This window comes from Pseudomonas sp. FW305-3-2-15-C-LB1 (genome assembly GCF_058787615.1).
On record NZ_JBYSZX010000015.1, the window covers coordinates 1 to 21,145 of the forward strand.

Annotated in this window: 20 protein-coding genes and 2 pseudogenes; 14 read left to right on the plus strand and 8 right to left on the minus strand. The window is 61.6% G+C overall.

The window, feature by feature from the left end:
• The 3 genes and pseudogenes from AC3WP7_RS23830 to AC3WP7_RS23840 form a co-directional block, all read right to left on the minus strand.
• On the minus strand, window positions 1-892 hold an 892-nt coding region (locus AC3WP7_RS23830; protein WP_146014483.1), incomplete at its 3' end, for a transposase.
• A 103-nt stretch (window positions 893-995) separates the two neighbouring features.
• Window positions 996-1,277 (minus strand): hypothetical protein, encoded by a 282-nt coding sequence (locus tag AC3WP7_RS23835; RefSeq protein ID WP_139216852.1) that lies wholly within the window; start codon window positions 1,275-1,277, stop codon window positions 996-998.
• A 105-nt stretch (window positions 1,278-1,382) separates the two neighbouring features.
• Window positions 1,383-2,343 (minus strand): annotated as a pseudogene (locus AC3WP7_RS23840) (DinB/UmuC family translesion DNA polymerase); the annotation flags it as partial.
• A 393-nt stretch (window positions 2,344-2,736) separates the two neighbouring features.
• Between AC3WP7_RS23840 and AC3WP7_RS23845 the strand changes: the two are divergent.
• The 4 genes from AC3WP7_RS23845 (at window position 2,737) to AC3WP7_RS23860 (ending at window position 4,629) form a co-directional block, all read left to right on the plus strand.
• Window positions 2,737-2,988, plus strand: coding sequence for a hypothetical protein (locus tag AC3WP7_RS23845; protein WP_256579991.1), 252 nt, complete (start codon window positions 2,737-2,739; stop codon window positions 2,986-2,988).
• 107 nt (window positions 2,989-3,095) lie between these two features.
• Window positions 3,096-3,716, plus strand: a complete 621-nt coding sequence (locus AC3WP7_RS23850) for a LysE family translocator (RefSeq protein WP_102593188.1) — start codon at window positions 3,096-3,098, stop codon at window positions 3,714-3,716.
• Window positions 3,717-3,719: 3 nt separating this feature from the next.
• Entirely contained in the window at window positions 3,720-4,112 is a 393-nt protein-coding gene (locus AC3WP7_RS23855; protein ID WP_102593187.1) for an ester cyclase, read from the plus strand.
• A gap of 34 nt (window positions 4,113-4,146) precedes the next feature.
• Window positions 4,147-4,629 carry a VOC family protein gene (locus AC3WP7_RS23860; RefSeq protein ID WP_093121155.1) on the plus strand — a complete coding sequence of 161 codons (483 nt, stop codon included), beginning with the start codon at window positions 4,147-4,149 and terminating at the stop codon, window positions 4,627-4,629.
• Here the strand turns inward: AC3WP7_RS23860 and AC3WP7_RS23865 are convergent.
• Entirely contained in the window at window positions 4,626-5,522 is an 897-nt protein-coding gene (locus AC3WP7_RS23865; protein WP_093121156.1) for an SGNH/GDSL hydrolase family protein, read from the minus strand. The two genes, AC3WP7_RS23860 and AC3WP7_RS23865, sit on opposite strands and share 4 nt — an antisense overlap.
• Before the next feature lie 208 nt (window positions 5,523-5,730).
• Here AC3WP7_RS23865 and AC3WP7_RS23870 point away from each other — a divergent pair, with 208 nt between their 5' ends.
• From AC3WP7_RS23870 to AC3WP7_RS23885, 4 genes are all read left to right on the plus strand, one after another.
• Window positions 5,731-7,122 (plus strand): hypothetical protein, encoded by a 1,392-nt coding sequence (locus AC3WP7_RS23870; protein ID WP_102593186.1) that lies wholly within the window; start codon window positions 5,731-5,733, stop codon window positions 7,120-7,122.
• 293 nt (window positions 7,123-7,415) lie between these two features.
• The gene (dapA, locus tag AC3WP7_RS23875; RefSeq protein ID WP_102593185.1) at window positions 7,416-8,279 is read left to right on the plus strand and encodes a 4-hydroxy-tetrahydrodipicolinate synthase; all 864 of its coding nucleotides are present in this window, start codon (window positions 7,416-7,418) and stop codon (window positions 8,277-8,279) included.
• A 116-nt stretch (window positions 8,280-8,395) separates the two neighbouring features.
• Window positions 8,396-9,772: a pyridoxal-phosphate dependent enzyme gene (locus AC3WP7_RS23880; protein WP_102593184.1), complete on the plus strand. Its 1,377-nt coding sequence runs from the start codon at window positions 8,396-8,398 to the stop codon at window positions 9,770-9,772.
• Window positions 9,769-10,935 carry a cystathionine gamma-synthase gene (locus AC3WP7_RS23885; RefSeq protein ID WP_093121159.1) on the plus strand — a complete coding sequence of 389 codons (1,167 nt, stop codon included), beginning with the start codon at window positions 9,769-9,771 and terminating at the stop codon, window positions 10,933-10,935. Before AC3WP7_RS23880 ends, AC3WP7_RS23885 begins: the two co-directional genes overlap by 4 nt.
• 240 nt (window positions 10,936-11,175) lie before the next feature.
• Here the strand turns inward: AC3WP7_RS23885 and AC3WP7_RS23890 are convergent, their stop codons facing one another.
• Entirely contained in the window at window positions 11,176-13,374 is a 2,199-nt protein-coding gene (locus tag AC3WP7_RS23890) for an OsmC domain/YcaO domain-containing protein (protein WP_092243988.1), read from the minus strand.
• A gap of 163 nt (window positions 13,375-13,537) precedes the next feature.
• Between AC3WP7_RS23890 and AC3WP7_RS23895 the strand changes: the two are divergent.
• The 3 genes and pseudogenes from AC3WP7_RS23895 to AC3WP7_RS23905 form a co-directional block, all read left to right on the plus strand.
• A pseudogene (locus tag AC3WP7_RS23895) lies at window positions 13,538-13,810 on the plus strand (PAS domain-containing protein); the annotation flags it as partial.
• A 258-nt stretch (window positions 13,811-14,068) separates the two neighbouring features.
• On the plus strand, window positions 14,069-15,103 hold the full coding sequence (locus AC3WP7_RS23900; RefSeq protein WP_439653465.1) for a methyl-accepting chemotaxis protein: 1,035 nt from the start codon (window positions 14,069-14,071) through the stop codon (window positions 15,101-15,103).
• 285 nt (window positions 15,104-15,388) lie between these two features.
• Complete coding sequence (locus AC3WP7_RS23905; RefSeq protein ID WP_102593183.1) at window positions 15,389-16,009, plus strand: LysE family translocator; 621 nt, start codon at window positions 15,389-15,391, stop codon at window positions 16,007-16,009.
• On the opposite strand, the gene AC3WP7_RS23910 is transcribed toward AC3WP7_RS23905, so the two are convergent.
• A complete protein-coding gene (locus AC3WP7_RS23910; RefSeq protein ID WP_102593182.1) occupies window positions 15,996-16,658 on the minus strand; it encodes an O-methyltransferase in 663 nt (220 codons plus the stop codon). The two genes, AC3WP7_RS23905 and AC3WP7_RS23910, sit on opposite strands and share 14 nt — an antisense overlap.
• Before the next feature lie 111 nt (window positions 16,659-16,769).
• Between AC3WP7_RS23910 and AC3WP7_RS23915 the strand changes: the two genes are divergently transcribed.
• A complete protein-coding gene (locus AC3WP7_RS23915; RefSeq protein ID WP_093513344.1) occupies window positions 16,770-17,402 on the plus strand; it encodes a TetR/AcrR family transcriptional regulator in 633 nt (210 codons plus the stop codon).
• Between the two features lie 161 nt (window positions 17,403-17,563).
• Here the strand turns inward: AC3WP7_RS23915 and AC3WP7_RS23920 are convergent, their stop codons facing one another.
• Window positions 17,564-18,076: a GNAT family N-acetyltransferase gene (locus AC3WP7_RS23920; protein ID WP_102593181.1), complete on the minus strand. Its 513-nt coding sequence runs from the start codon at window positions 18,074-18,076 to the stop codon at window positions 17,564-17,566.
• Window positions 18,077-18,238: 162 nt separating this feature from the next.
• Here AC3WP7_RS23920 and AC3WP7_RS23925 point away from each other — a divergent pair, with 162 nt between their 5' ends.
• Window positions 18,239-18,799 carry a cysteine hydrolase family protein gene (locus tag AC3WP7_RS23925; protein WP_093121163.1) on the plus strand — a complete coding sequence of 187 codons (561 nt, stop codon included), beginning with the start codon at window positions 18,239-18,241 and terminating at the stop codon, window positions 18,797-18,799.
• A gap of 143 nt (window positions 18,800-18,942) precedes the next feature.
• Here AC3WP7_RS23925 and AC3WP7_RS23930 read toward each other — a convergent pair whose 3' ends face one another.
• Entirely contained in the window at window positions 18,943-20,445 is a 1,503-nt protein-coding gene (locus AC3WP7_RS23930) for an FAD-dependent oxidoreductase (RefSeq protein WP_093513347.1), read from the minus strand.
• Between the two features lie 49 nt (window positions 20,446-20,494).
• Here AC3WP7_RS23930 and AC3WP7_RS23935 point away from each other — a divergent pair, with 49 nt between their 5' ends.
• A complete protein-coding gene (locus AC3WP7_RS23935; RefSeq protein WP_231999501.1) occupies window positions 20,495-20,992 on the plus strand; it encodes a MarR family winged helix-turn-helix transcriptional regulator in 498 nt (165 codons plus the stop codon).
• The last annotated feature ends 153 nt before the right edge of the window (window positions 20,993-21,145 follow it).

Below are 21,145 nucleotides of genomic sequence, written 5' to 3' on the forward strand. Positions count from 1 at the left end.
TTTTGTCCCACACCGGCACATGTGGCTCGATGTCCTTTTCCTCCAACATCCAGGCCAGCATCGACGCGGTACCGTAAGCGGTGTCGCCAATGAGGCGTTCCGGCTTGATGTCGAACTGCGCTTCGACCCGGTCGATCATCGTCTTGGTGCTCTCGACTTCGGCCGTGCGATGAGCAGGTGTGGGTTCCACATCCATGATCACGCCGTGCTCGGTATCGATCAGATAATTCGTGGAGTAAGCGTAGAACGCTGGGCCACCTGGAGCTGCGGTCCAGCGGGCTTGAGGATCAGTCAGCGATAGGCGCTTCGGTAGCGTTTCGGCCAGAACCTCTTCATCGAGGGCTTCAAGGTACTCACGTACGGCACGGGTGCTCAGGGCCGGATCGCTCCAGTTGACCTGTTCATCACCCGGTACGTCGCGCTGCCGACTCGCATCCGCCTTGATGATGCTGGCGTCCACGGCAAAGCCTTCGCCTTTGACCAGGCCGGCGTCCATGCAACGACGCAGCACTTCATTGAACAGCCAGCGAAACAGATCGCTGTCCCGAAAACGGCCGTGTCTATTTTTGGAAAAGGTCGAGTGATTGGGGACTTCATCTTCAAGACTTAACCGGCAGAACCAGCGATACGCCAGGTTCAAATGAGCCTCTTCGCACAGCCGCCGCTCGGAGCGAATACCGTAGCAATAGCCCACGATCAGCATGCGGATCATCAACTCTGGGTCAATCGAAGGACGCCCAATTGGGCTGTAAAAATCGGCGAGGTGATGGCGCAGGTCGCTCAGATCGAGACACTGATCAATGCTGCGCAGAAGGTGATTGGCGGGGATGTGATCTTCAAGGTTGAACGAGTAAAACAGTCGCTCCTGCCCACTCGATAACTGTCCCATCATGCTGCGTGCTTCCCTGCTGGCCGATGCTAGAATTTTGCCGCAGGCCAGACGGGGGAGCTACTTTTTCAACAGAATCGGCCGACTGCTGCCCTTCGGCGGCAACCTAGAGGTAACCAGGCAACCACGGCTCCTGCTCGATTGCTGCAACGTCTCCAATGGCCAATAGACGCCACAATTCCAAGATCTTTGTCTCTGGAACGCCCTTCATGTGGCGAGGCTCTCCGGACTCTAGGTTTTCAAAAGTGACAGTTCGTGACAGGTTCACCGAAATGCACCAGTCAGCCTCGTCAGTCACCGAAACATCACCGTGTTCCTCATCTTCCGGGCCAGTTTTCAGTTCGGCAAGAAGCTCAGGGAACGTGTGTATGCCAGGGTTGGAGCTCATGGCGCCGTACCTGTGTGTGACGTGATAGCTCATGTTTACCTCAGAAAGTTAATTTGAGTCCAAAACGATGGCGCGCGAAGGACGGCTTCTGGCCGAAACCTGTCGCTACCTACAGGCGACGGACCAAAGCTGATCGAGCTTCGTCGTATAACTTTGGCTCATCAAATCGCGGCGCATGCCCCAATCAGAATCTGCCGGCACACAAGCCGAGCGCAACGCTCCCCTACCCCATCGCTAATTGATCTGGTCCATGACCGTCATCACCCCAGTCGCCTCCGCCGGCTGTGATAGAGCAAACAAATCATCGGTGTACTCTCCAGGCTGGCAGAGGTTCAGCAACATCACCTCAACCTTGCTGTACTTAAACCTAGTCGAAATATCCGATCAAGCGCACCCAGCGCCGCTTGAGTAAGCAGCCGCACGTCATCAGTGGGATATGGCATATCCACCACCACCCCATTGGCATACTTCGCCTCCTCCGGATTGAACATGCCAGTTCGGATGCACACGCGTACCTTCTTACACAGCGATTTCTGAGCGCGGAGCTTCTCAGAGGCACGCATCATGTAGGTGGCCACCGCCTCTCTTATTGGCGGCAGCTCTGTCAGCCTCATGCCGAACATGCGGCTGCAGCAGATCTCCTGCTTTGGAGGATCCGGCTCATCCAGTTCCAGGCAAGGCGTGCCGCCCAACTCCCTGGCAGTCTTCTCGATCACAATGCTGAACTTCTTACGGAGCGTCCACGGATCGGCCTTAGCCAGGTCCATAGCCGACTTGATACCCATGGCATCAAGATGGAGTTTCATCTTTCGACCGACACCCCACACTTCCGCCACGTCCGTATTGCGTAGCACCTGGGCACGAATCTGCCGGCCTAAGGCATCCAACTCACCGATACCAGTCAGGTCGGCGAACACCTCGTCAATCTGTACACCTCAACCGCCGGCACCATCGCCTCGATCAGGCTCATCACGCGCTCGCTCATGTCGCCGTACAGCGCATAGTTGGAGGAGAACGGGACAATGCCGTGCTGCTTGAGCTTGTGCTTGATCTGGAAATACGGCTCTAGACTAAGCAGTCCTGGACAATATGACCCTATGTGCGGCTTTGTGCGCCACCATACTCTTACAACCTTCCAGTTGCCCCCAAAAGCCAATGCCGCTTATAGTCCGCCCCGTCGCCCACATGGCGATCAGGTTTGGCGACCTGACTATCGGATGCAAAAGCACTGCGCTCTTTTGTAGATGCTGTTGCACACCTGCAAAGTTGTCTCAATGGCGGCTGTGCGCGGGAGACCTTCGGGTCTGCCGGGTTTTCCGATACCGGTTCGCCAACCTGCGTACAGCTGTCACCCTATCGTTTGGCGACGACTGAGTGGCGGTCAACTACTGCACTTATCGGAGTTTTCAAGACGGAACGATACATCCCTCTGACTGGAATCGATCTGGTTCCGGCCTCTTTGCTCATTGACTCGGAAGCGCCGCTGGATGTGCTGCAAGCGATGGCGGATTACCGCATCCGCACCGTGACTCAAGTACTGGAAAACATTGCCTTTCGCAGCGAGTCGGAAACCGATTCCGTAGTGCTTTCTGACTTTGCACAATTGCTGGCAATCCCTTTGCGTGACGGCTGCGACCTGATGGACATCATCGGTCAACGGCTGCGCTCCGAGGTTTCAACCCCCGAAGAAGCAACTGCAAGCCAGAGCTAAGCTGAGCCGCGCGCGTTGGTGTCGTCTTAGAACCAACGCGCGCATTGTCCAACCGCCCCGCTCCCCTTATCCTCACCCCTACCCGCCCCCGCGACCCCGGAGCCGCCATGGACCTCGCCACCCTCGCCCTTTTCCTCCCCGCCTGCTTCGCCCTGAACATGGCGCCGGGCCCGAACAACCTGCTGTCCGTGAGCAATGCCACTCGCTATGGCTATGGCACCTCATGCCTTGCCGGTATCGGTCGCCTGCTGGCCTTCGCCGGCATGATCGCCCTCGCCTCTGCAGGCTTGGCGGTGGTGCTGCAGACGTCGGAGCTGTTGTTCTACGGGATCAAGATTCTGGGAGCGGCGTATCTTTTTTACCTGGCGTTGCAGTTGTGGCGCGCGAATCCCGAGGCCGAGGCGCAGGCGGGTACGGCCAAGGTCGGTTTGTGGGCATTGGCACGGCAGGAATTTTTAGTGGCGGCGGGCAATCCGAAGGCGATCCTGATCTTCACCGCCTTCCTGCCGCAATTCGTGGTGCCCGGCGAGCCGATCACGCCGCAGTTCGCGCTGCTGGGCGCGCTGTTCCTGGGACTGGAGTGGATCGCCATCAGTGCGTACGCCTATATGGGCCTGCATATGCGGCGCTGGTTTGCCGAGCCTCGGGGCAAGCGGATCTTCAATCGCTGCTGCGCCGGGTTGTTGTCGGCGGCGGCGTCGGTGTTGTTGATGGCGCGCAGGGCCTGAACCATGACTCGCGACGAACTCGCTGCCTTTTACCAAGGCTATATCGACTGCCTGAACCGTCAGGATTGGGAGCACTTGGGTGACTTCGTGCATCCGGACGTGACCTACAACGGCGAAGTCGTCGGCCTCGCCGGCTACCGCGCCATGCTGGAGCGGGATTTTCGCGAGATACCGGACCTGGTGTTCCGCATCCAGCTGCTGGTGGCCGACCCGCCGACCGTGGCCAGTCGCCTGAACTTCAAGGTCACGCCCAGGGGCGAGTTCTTCGGGTTGCCGATCAATGGACGCCAGGTGACGTTCGACGAAAATGTGTTCTATGAGGTGGTCGACGGCACATTCGCCCACGTCTGGTCGGTGATCGACAAAGCGGCCATCGCGCAGCAACTGGGCGGCTAAACTCCACAGCGCCTTTCTCACGTGGAGACCGATCATGACCCACAAAAACACGCTCTGCCTCTGGTACAACGGCACCGCCCTTGAGGCCGCGACCTTCTATGCCCTGACCTTTCCGGACAGCCGGGTGAATGCCGTGCACCTGGCGCCCGGCGATTATCCGTCCGGCAAACAGGGCGATGTATTGACCGTGGACTTCACCGTCTTGGGCATCCCCTGCATCGGCCTCAACGGCGGGCCGATCTTCCCGCATACCGAGGCCTTTTCGTTCCAGGTGGCCACCGATGACCAGGCCGAAACCGACCGTTACTGGAACGCCATCGTCGGCAACGGCGGCCAGGAAAGCGCCTGCGGCTGGTGCAAGGACAAGTGGGGGCTGTCGTGGCAGATCACCCCACGCGTGCTGACCGATGCGGTGACCCACTCCGACCCGGCGACGGCAAAGCGCGCCTTTGACGCGATGATGACCATGAGAAAGATCGACATCGCGACGATTGAGGCGGCGATAGCGGCGGGCTAAGGCAGGGCATCCAGCATGGCGTTGGCCGCCAGGGCATGGACCTTGCGGGTGGGGTGCCATTCGTCCCAGTAATAATGCGCGTCGGGGTTGGCACACACCGGTTCAGCCTCCGGATAAGTGGCCTGGCACGGCGTATCGAGGTCGGTGAAACCATGGGCTGTCGGGTTGGCGCGCAGTGCGTCGCTGAAAGCCAGGTGGTCGAAGTAGCTGACCTTCGCCGTACCGATCTGCGCCAGCACGGCCGGGAGTTTCTGCGCGAGCAACTGCTGGTATTTTTTCGCATTGTCGACCTGGTTGCCCTGCACCACCGCAGGCACATGGCTGAGGTCTGTGGTGCCCACCACCATCACATGCCGGGCACCCGCTGCCACCAGTTGCTCAGTGGCTTTGCGGATATTCGCCAGGCTCGATTCGCTCAGTGCCTCAAGGGTTTGCGAGTGGGAGAAGTCGGCCCACTCGAAAAAGTCATTGGCCGAGGTGAAGATGAAGTACAGCGCCTTGGGGTCGGCCTTGTGGGACTTGGCAGCCTGCAAGTGCTCGGCGACCTGCCCCAATACGCCGGTATCCTGGGAAGGCATCATCCAGGCGTAGTAATTGCCGTGGCCACTTTTGGCGCCGCCCACCGCGTAGTCGGTCAGCGGTGTGTGCAGAGCCTGGGCCAGGCCCTCGACGGCGGTCGGGCCGTTGCTCCAGCGCCCCTTCCAGTACAGCGGCCCAGGCAACGCCTGGGCGTCCTTGATGTGCTGTGCGGCGAGCTGTGTGGTGAGCGCTTCGCCCGCGCCGTTGTCGGAATAGCTGTCACCGAAGGCATACAGGTGATCGTAGGTCGAGGCGCCAAAGGCGGTCGAGGCGGACAGAGTCAGCAGAGCGGCCAAACACGCACGTCGGATCATTGCGTTTCTCCCGGAATGTCTGCACAGACTACCGGTTGGCGGCAACCACACAGGAACGATTGCGACGCGCACATATCCAGCGGCGGCCACATCACGGCTGTACAGCAACCACCCGGCTGGTTAGGCTTGGCGCCTGCAACATCCCGTTAAAGTTTCCGCGTCACCCGCCGTCACCCTGACATCCCCGAATGGACTCAACGAGGCTCTCGTGCGTTTTATCACTCCGCTTTTGCTGATCGGTGGCATCGCCACCCTGGCCGGTTGTGCCACCCAGAAAACCCAGGTCGAAACCATGCTCGCCGGCGCCCTCGCCCAGCCCCTGGTGGAAAACAGCATCGTGCGCGAAGGCGACGTGCTCAGCTTCGAGCTGTTGATGCCTGGCGATCCGGGCGCCCTGCGCCGCACGTTGCAAGTCGAGGCCGCCTGTTCCTCGCCGCAACTGCACCTGCTGTACCTGGACGGTTCGCAACGGGTCTACCCCGCCAGTGCCGGCCGCTACAGTTCGCCCCGCAGCTTGTCGCCGCAGTTGCGTGCAACCCTGGCCGCCAACCAGACCTTCGTCCGTGCCTGCGCGGAAACACCGAAGCCCGACTGGCGCCTGGTACAGACCAACGAGCGCGACAACCAGGTGCTGATCGACGCCAACAGTATCAAGAACGCCAACGGCGAAACGCGCTTCTGGGCCGCCTTCGACAACCCGACGGTGCTCAACGACCTGCCCTACAACGCCCCGTACGCGCAAAAACGCGAGCACTTTGCGGTGTCGTGCAAAGGCGGCACCTACAAGCAGTTGGCCGGCTACGACATGGATGCCGACAACCGCGTCAGCGACGGCCGGGTCGACAGTTTCCCTACGCCGCAGAACATCGCTGGCAGCAATGCCGACTACGAATTGCTGTTCAACAAAGTCTGCGTCAGCCCGGAAAAGATCGCCGCACTGCCCGCGTTCAAACCGCGCATGAAAGCGCCGGCCACCATTGCCCTGACCTCGGTGCAACCGGCGGTGCTGGCGGCCATCACCCAGTTGAACCTGGACAAGCCCACCCGCTCGTTCAAATACGTCCAGTTCGTGGGCACCAGCAACTACCGTGGCAAGACCAGCGATAACCAAAGCACGCAGTTCATCAGCCAGGACGCACCAAGCGGCCAGTTGGCCCTGGCCACCCGTGGCGACGGTTATGAGAGCCAGGCCGTGAGCTGGCGCAACCTGTTCCACCTGGTGTCCAAAGCCACCTACGGCGGTTCGGGCATGGCGGAAAGCTCGACCCTGACCCAACTGAGCTTCACCGGTAACTGGAAGGCCCTGCCCGTGGGCGAGACCGTCACCTACACCACCGTACGCTCCAGCCTCAACAGCCTGATCGGCAGCAGCACCAACACGCAGACCAACCGTTGCCAGGTCGAGCGTGAACTGCCGGCCAGCGCACTCAACGCGAAACTGGCGGGCAGCGCCAAGGCGTTGTCCTGCCGAACCGACGACGACAAGTACAAGCGCGTCAACCACCTGTACTTCCTGACCGACTACGCCTACTTCTTTGAATCGAGCACCGACAAGAACGAGTTTTTCTACTCTGACTCGCGTATCGATAAATTCGAATAAGCCCCGTTGACACACTCTGCAATATTCCATGAAGATGGAGGCCTTGTTCAGGGTGTGTCAGCTTATGTCCGCAATGCCTTCCGTTAACCGTTCCGTCATTGGCTTGATTGCCAAGGCGCAAGGTTGCGTTGCGCACGCCCTCAAATCGAAGAAACAGTCGCTCATGTGACCGGGGCGCGCTGTCCCGTCAGATGAGCTGACAGGACATTGAGCGCGACGGTCTACTCTCCCTTGCACAATTGCCCCTGCCCTTCTGACGGTGACTCAAGCGGTCAATCATCAGGAGAAAGTGCATGTCATCGTTTCAAGGTATCTGGGTTCCCGTGGTCACGCCGTTCCATGACGGCGCCATTGATTTCATTGGCCTGCACCGCCTGGTCAACCACCTGCTGGAAAAACACGTGGCCGGGATCATGGTGTGCACCACCACCGGCGAAGCGGCGTCGCTGAGTCGGCAGGAACAATTGGCGGTGCTCGATGCGGTGTTGCAATGGGTGCCGGCGCACCGCGTGGTGATGGGCCTGGCGGGCTATAACCAGATTGAGCTGCTGCACTTTCAGCGTGAAATCCTGCAACGCCCGGTGGCTGGGCTTTTGGTGCCGGCGCCGAGTTACATCCGCCCGTCCCAGGCCGGCCTGGAAGCGTTCTTCCGCACCGTGGCCGATGCCTCCAGCGTGCCGATCATTCTGTACGACATTCCCTACCGCACCGGCGCCACGTTCGAGCAGGCCACCTTGCTCAACATCGTCGCCCACGAACGCATCGTGGCGATCAAGGACTGTGGCGGCAACCTGGACAATACCCTCGCGCTGCTGGCCAGCGGTGAAGTGGATGTGCTGTGTGGCGAAGACCTGCAGATCTTCAACGCGCTGTGCCTGGGCGCGACGGGCGCGATTGCAGCCTCGGCGCACGTCAATACGGAACAGTTCGTCGCGCTGTGCCAGCAAGTCCGCGACAACCAGTTGGCCGACGCGCGGGCAACGTTCATGCAGTTGGTGCCGCTGATCAACACGCTGTTCATGGAGCCCAACCCGGCACCGGTGAAAGCCGCCATGGCCCTGCAAGGCTTGATCGGCAGCGAGTTGCGCGCACCGATGCAGGCAGCCAGCGTGGCAGTTGTCGCCCGTTTGCAGCAGGTGCAGAACCTGCTCGGCTAATGCGCCAAAAACAGACAACGAGCGGACCGTCCGGTTGCGACCGGACCGATCCCGGCCTATCGTCGAACCCAGGCTTTGCCTTTTGCTGTCCAACCCATCCGTATTCAGGTGACGACATGCCCACGCTGCCCCGCCCCGCCGTGCTCGAACTGATCGGCAACACGCCGCTGGTTCGGGTCAGCCGGTTCGATACCGGCCCTTGCACGCTGTTTCTCAAACTCGAATCCCAGAACCCCGGTGGCTCCATCAAGGACCGCATCGGCCTGGCCATGATCGACGCCGCCGAACGCGATGGCCGCCTGCGCCCCGGTGGCACCATCATCGAAGCCACCGCCGGCAACACCGGCCTGGGCCTGGCGCTGGTCGGCCGGGCCAAGGGCTATCGGGTGGTACTGGTGGTGCCCGACAAGATGTCCACGGAAAAAGTACTGCACCTCAAGGCCATGGGCGCGGAGGTGCATATCACCCGCTCCGATGTGGGCAAGGGCCACCCCGAGTATTACCAGGACGTGGCCGCACGCCTGGCCAGGGATATTCCGGATTCGTTCTTCGCCGACCAGTTCAACAACCCCGCCAACCCCCTGGCCCACGAAACCAGCACCGCGCCGGAGATCTGGGCACAAACCCAGCACGATGTGGATGCGATCGTGGTGGGCGTCGGCTCGGCCGGCACCCTCACCGGCCTGACGCGCTTCTTCAAGCGCGTGCAACCGGCACTGCAAATGGTGCTTGCCGACCCGGTGGGTTCGGTGATGGCCGAGTACAGCCGCAGCGGCAAGCTGGAAACGCCAGGCTCCTGGGCGGTAGAAGGCATCGGCGAAGACTTCATCCCGTCGATTGCCGACCTGACCAGCGTGCGCCACGCCTATTCCATCAGCGATGAGGAAAGCTTCGATCACGCCCGGCAGTTGCTCAAGGCCGAGGGCATTCTCGGCGGTTCCTCCACCGGCACCCTGCTCGCCGCCGCCCTGCGTTATTGCCGCGAACAGACCACGCCCAAGCGTGTGGTCACCTTTGTCTGCGACACCGGCACGCGCTACCTGTCGAAGGTCTACAACGACCAATGGATGACCGACGCCGGCCTGTTGCAGTACAAACACTACGACGACCTGCGCGACCTGATTGCGCGGCGCTTCGAGGACGGCCGCGTGATCAGCGTGAGCCCCGACGACACCCTGCTCACCGCGTTCCAGCGCATGCGCCTGGCGGATGTCTCGCAACTCCCGGTACTGGTGGACGGCCAGCAACTAGTCGGTGTGATCGACGAATCCGATATCCTGCTCGGCCTGCACCAGGACGCCAGCCACTTCACCCTGAACGTCGCCAGCGCCATGACCACGTCCCTGCAAACCCTGGCCCCCAGCGCCAGCCTCGCGCAATTGCAAGCGGAGCTGGATCGCGGCCTGGTCGCCATCATTGCCGACGCGTCGGGCTTCCATGGCCTGATCACCCGCGTCGACCTGCTCAACCATCTACGGAGATCCCTTGCATGAGTCAGTCCGATAAAAGTGCGTTTGCCACCCGCGTGATCCATGCCGGGCAATCTCCCGACCCAACCACCGGCGCGCTGATGCCGCCGATCTATGCCAACTCCACCTACCTGCAAGACAGCCCCGGCGTGCACAAGGGCTTTGACTATGGTCGCTCCCACAACCCTACGCGGTTTGCCCTGGAACGCTGCGTGGCCGACCTGGAAGGCGGCAGCCAGGCGTTTGCCTTTGCCTCCGGGCTGGCGGCGATTTCGACGGTGTTGGAGTTGTTGGACGCCGGCGCCCATGTCGTGTCCGGCAATGATTTGTACGGCGGCACCTTCCGCCTGTTCGACAAGGTGCGCCAACGCAGCGCCGGGCACCGCTTCAGCTTTGTCGACCTGAGTGACCTGTCGGCCTTTGAAGCGAGTCTGCAGGACGACACGCGCATGGTCTGGGTCGAAACCCCGAGCAACCCGCTGCTGAGCCTCACCGACCTCAGCGCCATCGCACGCATCTGCCGCGCTCGCGGGATCATCTGCGTGGCCGACAACACCTTCGCCAGCCCGTGGATCCAGCGCCCGCTGGAGCTGGGCTTTGATGTGGTGGTGCACTCCACCACCAAATACCTCAACGGCCATTCCGATGTGATCGGCGGCATTGCCATCGTCGGCGACAACCCCGAACTGGCCGAACGCCTGGGCTTTTTGCAGAACTCGGTCGGCGCCATCGCCGGGCCCTTCGACGCCTTCCTCACCCTGCGTGGCGTGAAAACCCTGGCCCTGCGCATGGAGCGCCATTGCAGCAACGCCCTCGACCTGGCCACCTGGCTGGACCAACAGCCGCAAGTGGCGCGGGTTTACTACCCGGGCCTCGCGTCCCACCCGCAGCATGAACTGGCGCGCAAACAGATGCGGGGGTTTGGCGGGATGATTTCAATCGACCTGAACAGCGACCTGGCCGGCGCCAGGCGCTTCCTGGAAAACGTCAGGATCTTCGCCCTGGCCGAAAGCCTGGGTGGTGTGGAAAGCCTGATCGAACACCCGGCGATCATGACCCACGCCAGCATCCCGGCGGCGACGCGGGCGCAGCTGGGGATTGGCGATGGGTTGGTGCGGTTGTCGGTGGGGGTTGAGGATGTGGAGGATCTGCGTGCCGATTTGGCTCAAGCACTGGCACATATCTGAATAGGTTGGCTCGGTCTATGTGATGGGCGGGCTAGTTGTGGCGAGCGGGCTTGCCCCGCGTTGGGTGGCGAAGCCGCCCCAATAAAAACGCCGCATTCTTTCAGGCAGAATGCGGCGTCTGGTTTTAGGGCTGCTTCGCAGCCCAACGCGGGGCAAGCCCGCTCACCACAACAGGCCCGCTCGCCACAACAAGCCTGCTCACCACAGCACACCTGCTCAGCACAGCAAGCCAGATAGGCGTCAGGCGGAGGTGATGTTGGCCCGCGCCGCATGCAGCTTCTTGTAGCTGTCGATCAAGCGCAGATGCCGGTCCAACCCTTCCAGCTTCATGCTGGTCGGCGTCAGGCCATAAAAGCGCACATCGCCCTTCACCGAGCCAATCACCGCATCCATCCGCTCATCGCCAAACATGCGGCGGAAGTTGGCTTCGTAGTCGGCCAGTTCCAGGTCGTCGTCCAGTTCCATCTCCAGCACCGCATTCATCGCCTGGTAGAACAGGCCGCGCTCGACGGTGTTGTCGTTGTATTGCAGGAACATCTCCACGCACTCCTTGGCCTCTTCATATTGTTGCAAGGCCAGGAAGATCAGCAGTTTCAGTTCCAGGATGGTCAGTTGGCCCCAGGCGGTGTTGTCGTCGAATTCGATGCCGATCAGGGTGGTGATATCCGTGTAGTCGTCCAGCTCGCTTTCGATCAGGCGCTCGACCAACGCCTGCAATTCTTCCTCGTCGAGGCGGTGCAGGTTGAGGATGTCCTCGCGGAAAAACAGCGCCTTGTTGGTGTTGTCCCAGATCAGGTCATCCACCGGGTAGATTTCCGAGTAGTCCGGCACCAGGATGCGGCAGGCGGTGGCGCCGAGGTGTTCGTACACGGCCATGTAGGACTCTTTGCCCATGCCTTCGAGAATGCCGAACAGGGTCGCGGCTTCCTGGGCATTCGAGTCTGCGCCTTCGCCGGTGAAGTCCCACTCGACGAATTCGTAATCCGACTGGGCACTGAAGAAGCGCCACGACACCACGCCGCTGGAGTCGATGAAGTGCTCGACAAAGTTGTTGGGTTCGGTCACCGCCTGGCCTTCGAAGGTCGGCGCCGGCAAGTCGTTCAGGCCTTCGAAGCTGCGGCCTTGCAGCAGTTCGGTAAGGCTGCGCTCCAGGGCCACTTCCAGGCTTGGGTGGGCGCCGAAGGACGCAAACACGCCGCCGGTGCGCGGGTTCATCAGGGTCACGCACATCACCGGGAATTCGCCGCCCAGGGAGGCGTCCTTGACCAACACCGGGAAGCCCTGGGCTTCGAGACCCTGGATGCCGGCGAGGATGCCGGGGTACTTGGCCAGCACCTGCGCCGGTACGTCCGGCAAGGCGAACTCGCCTTCGATGATTTCACGCTTCACGGCACGCTCGAAGATCTCCGACAGGCACTGCACCTGGGCTTCGGCCAGGGTGTTGCCGGCGCTCATGCCGTTGCTGAGGTAGAGGTTCTCGATCAGGTTGGACGGGAAGTACACCACTTCGCCATCCGACTGGCGCACGAACGGCAGCGAAACGATGCCGCGTTGTTCATTGCCGGAGTTGGTATCGAACAGGTGCGAACCGCGCAGTTCGCCGTCGCGGTTGTAGATTTTCAGGCAGTAGGCATCGAGGATCTCGCTCGGCAGCTCGTCGTTGGGGCCAGGCTGGAACCAGCGCTCATCCGGGTAATGCACGAACGGTGCGTTGGCCAGTTCCTCGCCCCAGAACTGATCGTTGTAGAAGAAATTGCAGTTGAGCCGCTCGATGAACTCGCCCAAGGCCGACGCCAGGGCGCCCTCCTTCGTCGCACCCTTGCCGTTGGTGAAGCACATCGGCGAATGCGCATCGCGGATGTGCAACGACCAGACGTTAGGCACGATATTGCGCCACGACGCGATCTCGATCTTCATGCCAAGGCCTGCGAGGATGCCGGACATGTTGGCGATGGTCTGTTCCAGCGGCAGGTCTTTGCCGGCGATGTAGGTGCCGCCCTCGGAAGTCGAATTCGGCATCAGCAACGCCTGGGCATCGGCGTCGAGGTTCTCGACTTCTTCGATGACAAACTCAGGCCCGGCCTGTACCACTTTCTTGACGGTGCAGCGGTCGATGGAACGCAAAATGCCCTGGCGGTCCTTCTCGGAGATATCCGCCGGCAACTCGACCTGGATCTTGAAGATCTGGTTGTAGCGGTTTTCCGGGTCGACGATGTTGTTCTGCGACAGGCGAATATTGTCGGTGGGGATATTGCGCGTCTGGCAATACAACTTCACGAAGTACGCCGCGCACAGCGCTGACGACGCCAGGAAGTAATCGAACGGCCCCGGTGCCGAGCCATCGCCTTTGTAGCGAATGGGCTGGTCGGCAATCACCGTGAAGTCATCGAACTTGGCTTCAAGCCGGAGGTTGTCGAGAAAGTTGACCTTGATTTCCATGGGGGGCACACCAGAATAACGGCTAAACAAAAATGGCCGCCATTATGAGGGGTTTCACCGCGAAGTTTCAGGCTTTTGAGCAATGGCTGGCGAATTGGCCAATGTGGATTAACCTTTTTGCGTTTGGCGCCGATGGACTGAGGGCAACCAGGGAGTAGTCGGAATGCGCAATAACCAGCCCGTAACACAGCGTGAGATTTCCCTCGCGCCTTCGCAAAAACTCATCTCCGCTACGGATGTCCGAGGGGTCATCACTTACTGCAACGACGCCTTTGTCGACATCAGCGGCTTTGAACGCGCCGACCTGATCGGCGCGCCGCAGAACATCGTGCGCCATCCGGATGTGCCACCCGCCGTGTTTGCGCACATGTGGGGTGCACTCAAGCAAGGCCTGCCGTGGATGGGCATCGTCAAGAACCGCTCGAAAAACGGCGATCACTATTGGGTCAACGCCTACGTCACGCCGATCTTCGATGGCAGCCAGGTCGTCGGTTTCGAGTCGGTGCGGGTCAAGCCCACGGCCGATGAAATCCGCCGGGCCCAGGCCCTGTATCAACGGATCAGCCAAGGCAAACCGGCCGTCCCGCGCCAGGACGCCTGGCTGCCGGCCGCACTCGGTTGCGTGCCTTACGTGGCCACCGCAGTGGCCGGCAGCCTCGCCGGTCTGTTCCTCGACGCGCCGCTCGCAATTGCCGTGGCCGTCGCCGTCGCGGTGCCGGTGGGCGTGCTCTGCTCACGCTGGCGCCAAGGCAGCACACTGCGCCTGCTGCAGGGCGTAGAACCTTCGACTTCGGACGCCTTGATCGCCCAGATGTACAGCGACGCCAGCGGGCCACAGGCACGCCTGGAAACTGCGTTCCAAAGCCAGGCCGCGCGCCTGAAAACCTGCCTCACGCGCCTGCAGGACAGTGCCGAACAATTGAGCGCCCTGGCCGGGCAATCCGATCAGTTGGCCACCGCCAGCTCCAAGGGCCTGGACCGCCAGCGCGTCGAAACCGAACAGGTCTCGGCCGCCGTCAACCAAATGGCCGCCACTACCCAGGAAGTCGCCAGCCACGTCCAGCGCACGGCGGATGCCACCCAGCAAGCCAATGTGCTGACCGGGCGCGGCCGTGAAGTGGCACGGGACACCCGTGAGGCCATCGAACGTTTGTCCAGCGTGGTCAGCGAAACCGGCGCGACCGTAGCGCAACTGGCGCGGGACAGCGACGAAATCGGCAGCGTGGTGGACGTGATCAAGGCCATTGCCGACCAGACCAATCTGCTGGCCCTCAACGCCGCCATCGAAGCAGCGCGGGCCGGTGAGCAAGGCCGTGGCTTTGCCGTGGTCGCCGATGAAGTGCGCCAACTGGCACAGCGCACGTCCCAGTCCACCACCCAGATCCACGGGCTGATTACCCAATTGCAGGCGTCGTCCAACAACGCCGTGCAAAGCATGGAGAACGGTCAACGCCAGGCCCAGGAAGGCGTGGCCTGGGTACTCGAAGCCGACCAGGCCCTGGTGGGTATCAGCGAGGCGGTGTCGCATATCACCGACATGACTACCCAGATCGCTGCCGCCACCGAGGAACAGAGCGCGGTAGCCGAAGAGATCAGCCGCAACATCACCACCATCGCCGAACTGGCCGACCAGACGTCGACCCAGGCCCGTCAATCCACGGACCTAAGCAAGGAACTGACGAACACTGCGTCCACCCAGTATGCGTTGGTGGAGCGGTTCAACCGCTGAGCCTTCGCTGAACGCCTGGCTAGCCGGTTTGTTGTGGCTAGCCGGTGTCCTGTAGCTAACCGGTGACCTGTGGCGAGCGGGCTTGCCCCGCGTTGGGCTGCATAGCAGCCCCATCAATGAGAGCTGCGATGTGTCAGGTATTCCTCAGTGTCTGGTTTTGGGGCTGCTACGCAGCCCAACGCGGGGCAAGCCCGCTCGCCACAACAAGCCCGCTCGCCACAACAATTTCCTTCACTACAACATAGTATGCTTGGGTTCACCTCCACCCAATCACGAAGCCCGCCCATGTCCATCACGGATAACCTCCTCGCCTTCACCTTCGCCGCCACCCTGCTGACGCTCACACCCGGCCTCGATACAGCCCTGGTGCTCAGGACCGCGGCGGTGGAAGGCAAGCGCCAGGCACTGCAAGCTACGCTGGGCATCAACGCCGGCTGCCTGCTGTGGGGCGCAGCGGTTGCCTTCGGTCTGGGCGCACTGATCGCTGTGTCGGAAGTCGCCTTCAACCTGCTCAAGTACTGCGGCGCGGCGTACCTGGCCTGGCTGGGGTTGAACATGCTGTTGCGTCCGCGCCGCTCACTGGCCGGCGCCGAGGTGCAGGGCAAGCCGGCCGGCAACTGGTTTATCAAGGGCATGCTGGGCAATGTGCTCAACCCCAAGGTGGGGATTTTCTATGTGTCGTTCCTGCCGCAGTTCATCCCCCAGGGCCAGCCGTTGATCCTGTGGACGTTCGGCCTGGTGGGCATCCATGTGCTGCTCGGCCTGGCGTGGTCACTGGTGTTGATGGGTGCCACGCAGCCGCTGTCCGGTTTCCTGCGCCGGGAAAAGGTCATCCAGTGGATGGACCGCACCACTGGAATGATCTTCATAGTGTTTGCAGCGCGGTTGGCATTCAGCAGGCGCTGAGCCGTATGGACAGTTCGATGTCATCGGCAAACGGTACAGACACGTAGCCGTTCTCCGGTGCGCGTACGTGGGCCAGGTATTCAGGGCAGTAATCGGTGTTGTCCGCCACCACCAGCGCGCCGGGGCGCAGGTGCTTTTCCACCAGGCCCAACACATCGCCATACAGCGTCTTGGCGCCGTCCAGCAGCAGCAAGTCCACGCTGTCCGGCAGGTCGCTGGCCAGGGTGACCAGTGCGTCGCCTTCGCGGATATGGATCAAGTCACTCACCCCGCCTTCGATGAAGTGCTCACGCGCCAGGGCAATCTTCGAGGCTTCGAATTCGCTGCCGATCAGCACACCGCCGCCGTTGTCACGCAGCGCAGCGGCCAGGTGCAAGGTGGACAGGCCGAACGACGTGCCAAACTCCACAATCGCCCGCGCCTTGCTGCTGCGCGCCAACAGGTAGAGCAGCTTGCCGGTGTCCCGCGAGACCGGCAGCCACAGGTCCTTGAGCAGCGAATACAGCGCCACGTATTCGGTCTTGCTGCGCATCAGCCGATCGCGTTCCTCCTTGGATAGCGAGTTCACCAAGGGGCTGGTAGCGGCGCTGGCCTGGGTATAAAGACGTTCGATCAGGGGCGCCAAAGGCGCAGTGGTCAGGCTAGACATAATGGATTTCCGTAGGGTTGGGGCTAAGATGCGACTCATTCGTCGCATTAAAAGTATGCGAGTGATTCCCATCCTTCGCTATTCGCATTCGCCCTGCTTACGGAGCCCCGTATGACCCGCCGCCAGCCCCCGTGTATTTCCACGCGCAAACAGCCACAACAGGCGCGTTCCACCGAGCTGGTGGCGGCGATTCTCGAAGCGGCTGTTCAGGTTTTGGCCAAGGAAGGCGCCACCCGTTTCACCACCGCTCGGGTCGCTGAAAAGGCCGGCGTGAGCGTAGGGTCGGTGTACCAATACTTCCCCAACAAAGCGGCGATTCTGTTCCGTTTGCAAAGTGATGAGTGGCAACAGACCACCCGGATGCTGCGCAACATCCTGGAGAAACACGATGAAGCGCCGCTGGATCGCCTGCGCACGTTGGTGCATGCCTTTATCCAGTCGGAATGCGAGGAAGCGCAGATGCGCGGGGCATTGAGCGATGCGGCGCCGCTCTATCGCGATGCACCGGAAGCGCTGGAAGTCCGGGCGGCGGGCCGGGAGACTTTCGAAGCGTTCATGCTGGAGCTGCTGCCCGAGGTGGCCGAGAACACACGCACATTGGCCTGCGACCTGATGCTTACCACGCTCAGCTCAGTGGGCAAGGAGTTCTCGTGCAGCCCGCGCACGACGGAAAAAATTGCTGTGTATGCCGAGGGAATGGCTGATATGTTTCGCGCCTATGTAAAGGCGCTCAACCCTCCGTGAAGCGCGGCAAAGCTTGTTGCAAGTTCGCTTTGGCGAAACGGCTTGGTAAGCCGCGGAAGATCCGGGTCCAGCCCCTCACGCTCGGCATACCCGGAGACCAGCAGGATCGCGGTTTCAGGCAACAATTGGAAATTTCACTGACAGTTTCTCCGACACCCGCGCTAAAAAGCCAACCGATACCGCACTTCTTCCAGTGTGACACCGCCCCTCTGGAGCGTACGCTCGCTGCCTGTGTCCTCGACACAGCCCGCCCTGCGATAAAACCGGATAGCTCGGTCATTCCGGCTCAAGACCCAAAGCGTCAAATCCTGGTACCCCTGCACCATCAAGTTCTGCAAGCCCGCTTTCCACAACGCCAGCCCCACGCCCGTTTGCCAGTACCCGGCCAACACATAGATGGCCATGACCTCACCAGTGTTTTTACCCGCAGCCTCCTCGTCACGGCTGGCACCGACCGATATCCAACCGACCACCTGTCCGTCCACTTCCGCGACCCAAACCTTGGGCTCGTCCGCTTCAATCGAGCGCATCCAAAAGGATTCACGCTGCGCCAGGGTGGCTTGCAACCCGCTCAAATACTCGGCCGGCATCAGGTCACGGTAGGCGTCCTGCCAACTGCTGATATGCACCTGGGCAATGGCCCTTGCGTCGTCGGGTAATGCCTTGCGGATCATGCCGGTATTCCTTTTTCGAGCAATGGCCTTCCAGTAAAACCACGCCTCATGACCGTTTATATTCGCCGGATGGCGACGGGGCTATCCGGCTTCGAACAAATCTCTGTCTGGGCGCCCAGGTTGGCTGATATGTTGCGAGCCTCACGAGCAAAGGTAAGCGCTATGCCACCGTTAACCAGCAATGCCGCACTGCTGATCATCGACATGCAGCAAGGCATGAACCAGCCGAAGCTGGGACGACGCAACAACCCCGGCGCCGAAGCGCAGATACAGCGCCTGCTGCAGGCGTGGCGGCAGTCCAACCGCACGGTGGTGCACATCCGCCACATATCCCGCTCGCCCGACTCGGTGTTCTGGCCGGGCCAACCGGGTTGCGAGTTCCAGCCGACCCTGCAACCGCTGGCGCATGAGCACGTGGTGGAAAAGAACGTCCCGGATGCTTTCACGGCCACGGGGCTGGAGCGCTGGCTGCATGTGCGTGGGGTCCGGCAACTGGTGATCGTCGGCGTGATCACCAACAACTCGGTCGAGTCCACGGCACGTTCGGGCGGCAACCTGGGTTTTGAGGTGACGGTGGTTGCCGACGCCTGCTACACCTTCGACCAGACCGATTTGTCCGGGCGCCTGTGGCCGGCCGAGGATGTGCATGCGCTGTCGCTGAGCAATCTGGCGATGGACTATGCCAAGGTTGTAGAGACCACTGAAATCCTGGATAGGTTGTGAGCATGACGCATCAGACCGGCAAGCGAATCGCCTTGCGCAGGTCTCCATGCTCGCTTTCGGCATGTGGCAGCGCATGCGTCCAGTCATAAAACGGCCCGCACGCGCCTCGATATCAGTTTATATGACGAACTGATCCAGAGTTATCAGGCCGCCGGGCTTATCCCGGCGTAAACCAACAGATAGGCCTCCAGTTCCTCTCGTTGCCCGGACGTTACAATCGCGCCGATATACCCATCAGGCCGCACCAGCACCCACTCGCCAATCGCCAGTTGGTAGGCACGTTGAAACTCACCTTGCTCGTCAATCACATCTCCCTCAGGCCCAACGATATGGACCTGCACGCCCGGCCAAGCGGGCACTGAATCACGCGTGACGCCATACCCCAGCAGTGTCCAGTGCGTGCCCTGGAACAGATGGAACAGCCGCAGCGCCTGCCCGGCGGCACCTCGGACCGGCGCGTCCGGCGCCCGGTCGCCCGCTGCAACGCCTTTACGCACGGGGCTCTTCAACGCCAGTGAGGACTCGGGGTAGCCGATGTCCAGTTGATGCACTTCCCTGCCCCGGCGCAGTTCGCCATGCTGCATTTCTCCCAGCAGTCTGGTGGACAAACCGAGCACGGAGGCAGCCACCGGCCGGCGCTCTTCTTCATAGGTATCGAGTAAAGCCTCAGGGGCGCCCTGCACCACCGCTGCCAGCTTCCAGCCGAGGTTGTAGGCGTCCTGCACACTGGTGTTGAGGCCCTGGCCACCGGTGGGCGGGTGGATATGCGCGGCGTCACCCACCAGCAGCACCCGGCGCAGGCGGTAGTGATCGGCCAGGCGTGCATTCATGGTGTAGGCCGATGACCAGCTCACGCTGTGCACCTGGACATCGGCGCGACCAGTGCGTTGGGCGATCAGTGCGGTGAGCCCTTCGGCGCTGAAGTCGATGTCGCCATCGGCCGGGATCGGCCCCTGAAGCTGGAACAGGTCGGTGCCGGCCAGCGGGCAGATCGCAATCTGGCGTTGCATATCCCCTTCGCCAAAGCGATGCCAGGCCTCACGCGTCAGGCCGGTAAGCACCCCATCCGCCACCAGGGCGCGCACGCCCAGGGTCTTGCCGGGGAAGCCGATAGCCAGCGCATGCCGGACAAAGCTGCGACCACCATCGGCCCCCACCAGCCAGCGGGCACGCAGGCTTTCTTCGCCGCCCTGGCCGGCCAGCCTGGCGGTGACGCCATCGGCATCCTGTTCGAAGCCGACCAGTTCACAACCGAACTCAGGCCAGTGGCCCAGTTCAAGCAGGCGCTCGCGCATCACCTGTTCCGTCAGAAACTGCGGCACCATCAAGGGTTGCCGGTAGGGCTCGGCCGGTGTCGGCGCCTTGGATGCAGTGAATTCGGCATCGCTGTAGCTGCCATCGTCGCGGTAGCGCCGGTCAGTCGGATAGACTCCACCCACCGCCATCAAACGGTCGAGAATCCCCAGGTCCTCGAAGACTTCCTGGGACCTGGGCTGGATACCCTTGCCACGTGAGCCCTGGAATGGCTGGTGGTTTTTTTCGATCAGGCGGAAGCTGATGCCCCTTCTCGCCAGGTCGATCGCCAGGGTCAGGCCGGCGGCACCGGCACCGCAAATCAGTACATCGACAGCCAATTGCGCTTTCATATGGATCACCTATATGTGCAATACGCACATATTAAGAGAGGCCAACACCGTGTCAATTAAAAGTGTGCAAAAGGCACATATATCCGCCCAGCTGCGTGACCTGCATGGCTCATTGGTCGAGATCGTAGGGGTGATGAATCGCCCGCAACGCGACGAGGCGATGGTGCGCGAAGCCGGGATTTCCCTGGACCGCGCCCTGTTTCCGTTGCTGGTGCTGGTCGAGCGCCTGGGGCCGATTGGCGTGGTCGAACTCGCCGACCGCGTGGGCCGTGACTACACCACGGTGAGCCGGCAGGTGGCGAAGCTGGAAAGCCAGGGGTTGGTTACGCGACAGGCAAGCGCACTCGACCGCCGAGTGCGCGAGTCGGTGATCACCGAGAAAGGCAAGGCCATGACCGACCGCGTCGATGACGCGCGGGAAAGGATCGGTATGTCGATCTTCTCCACCTGGGAGGAAGGCGATTTCGACAACCTGGTGCGACTGATGCGCAAGTTTGCCGAGGACATCAAGGAGGATTCCGTGCGTGCGACGAAGGGTATTTCCTGAAGCCATCCATTTGCAGGTTTGCTGTGGCGAGCGGGCTTGTTGTGGCGAGCGGGCTTGCCCCGCGTTGGGGCGCGAAGCGCCCCCCTCTCTCAGGGCCACATCGCTGCTTCAGGTAGACCGAGGTGCTGGGATTGGGGCTGCTGCGCAGCCCAA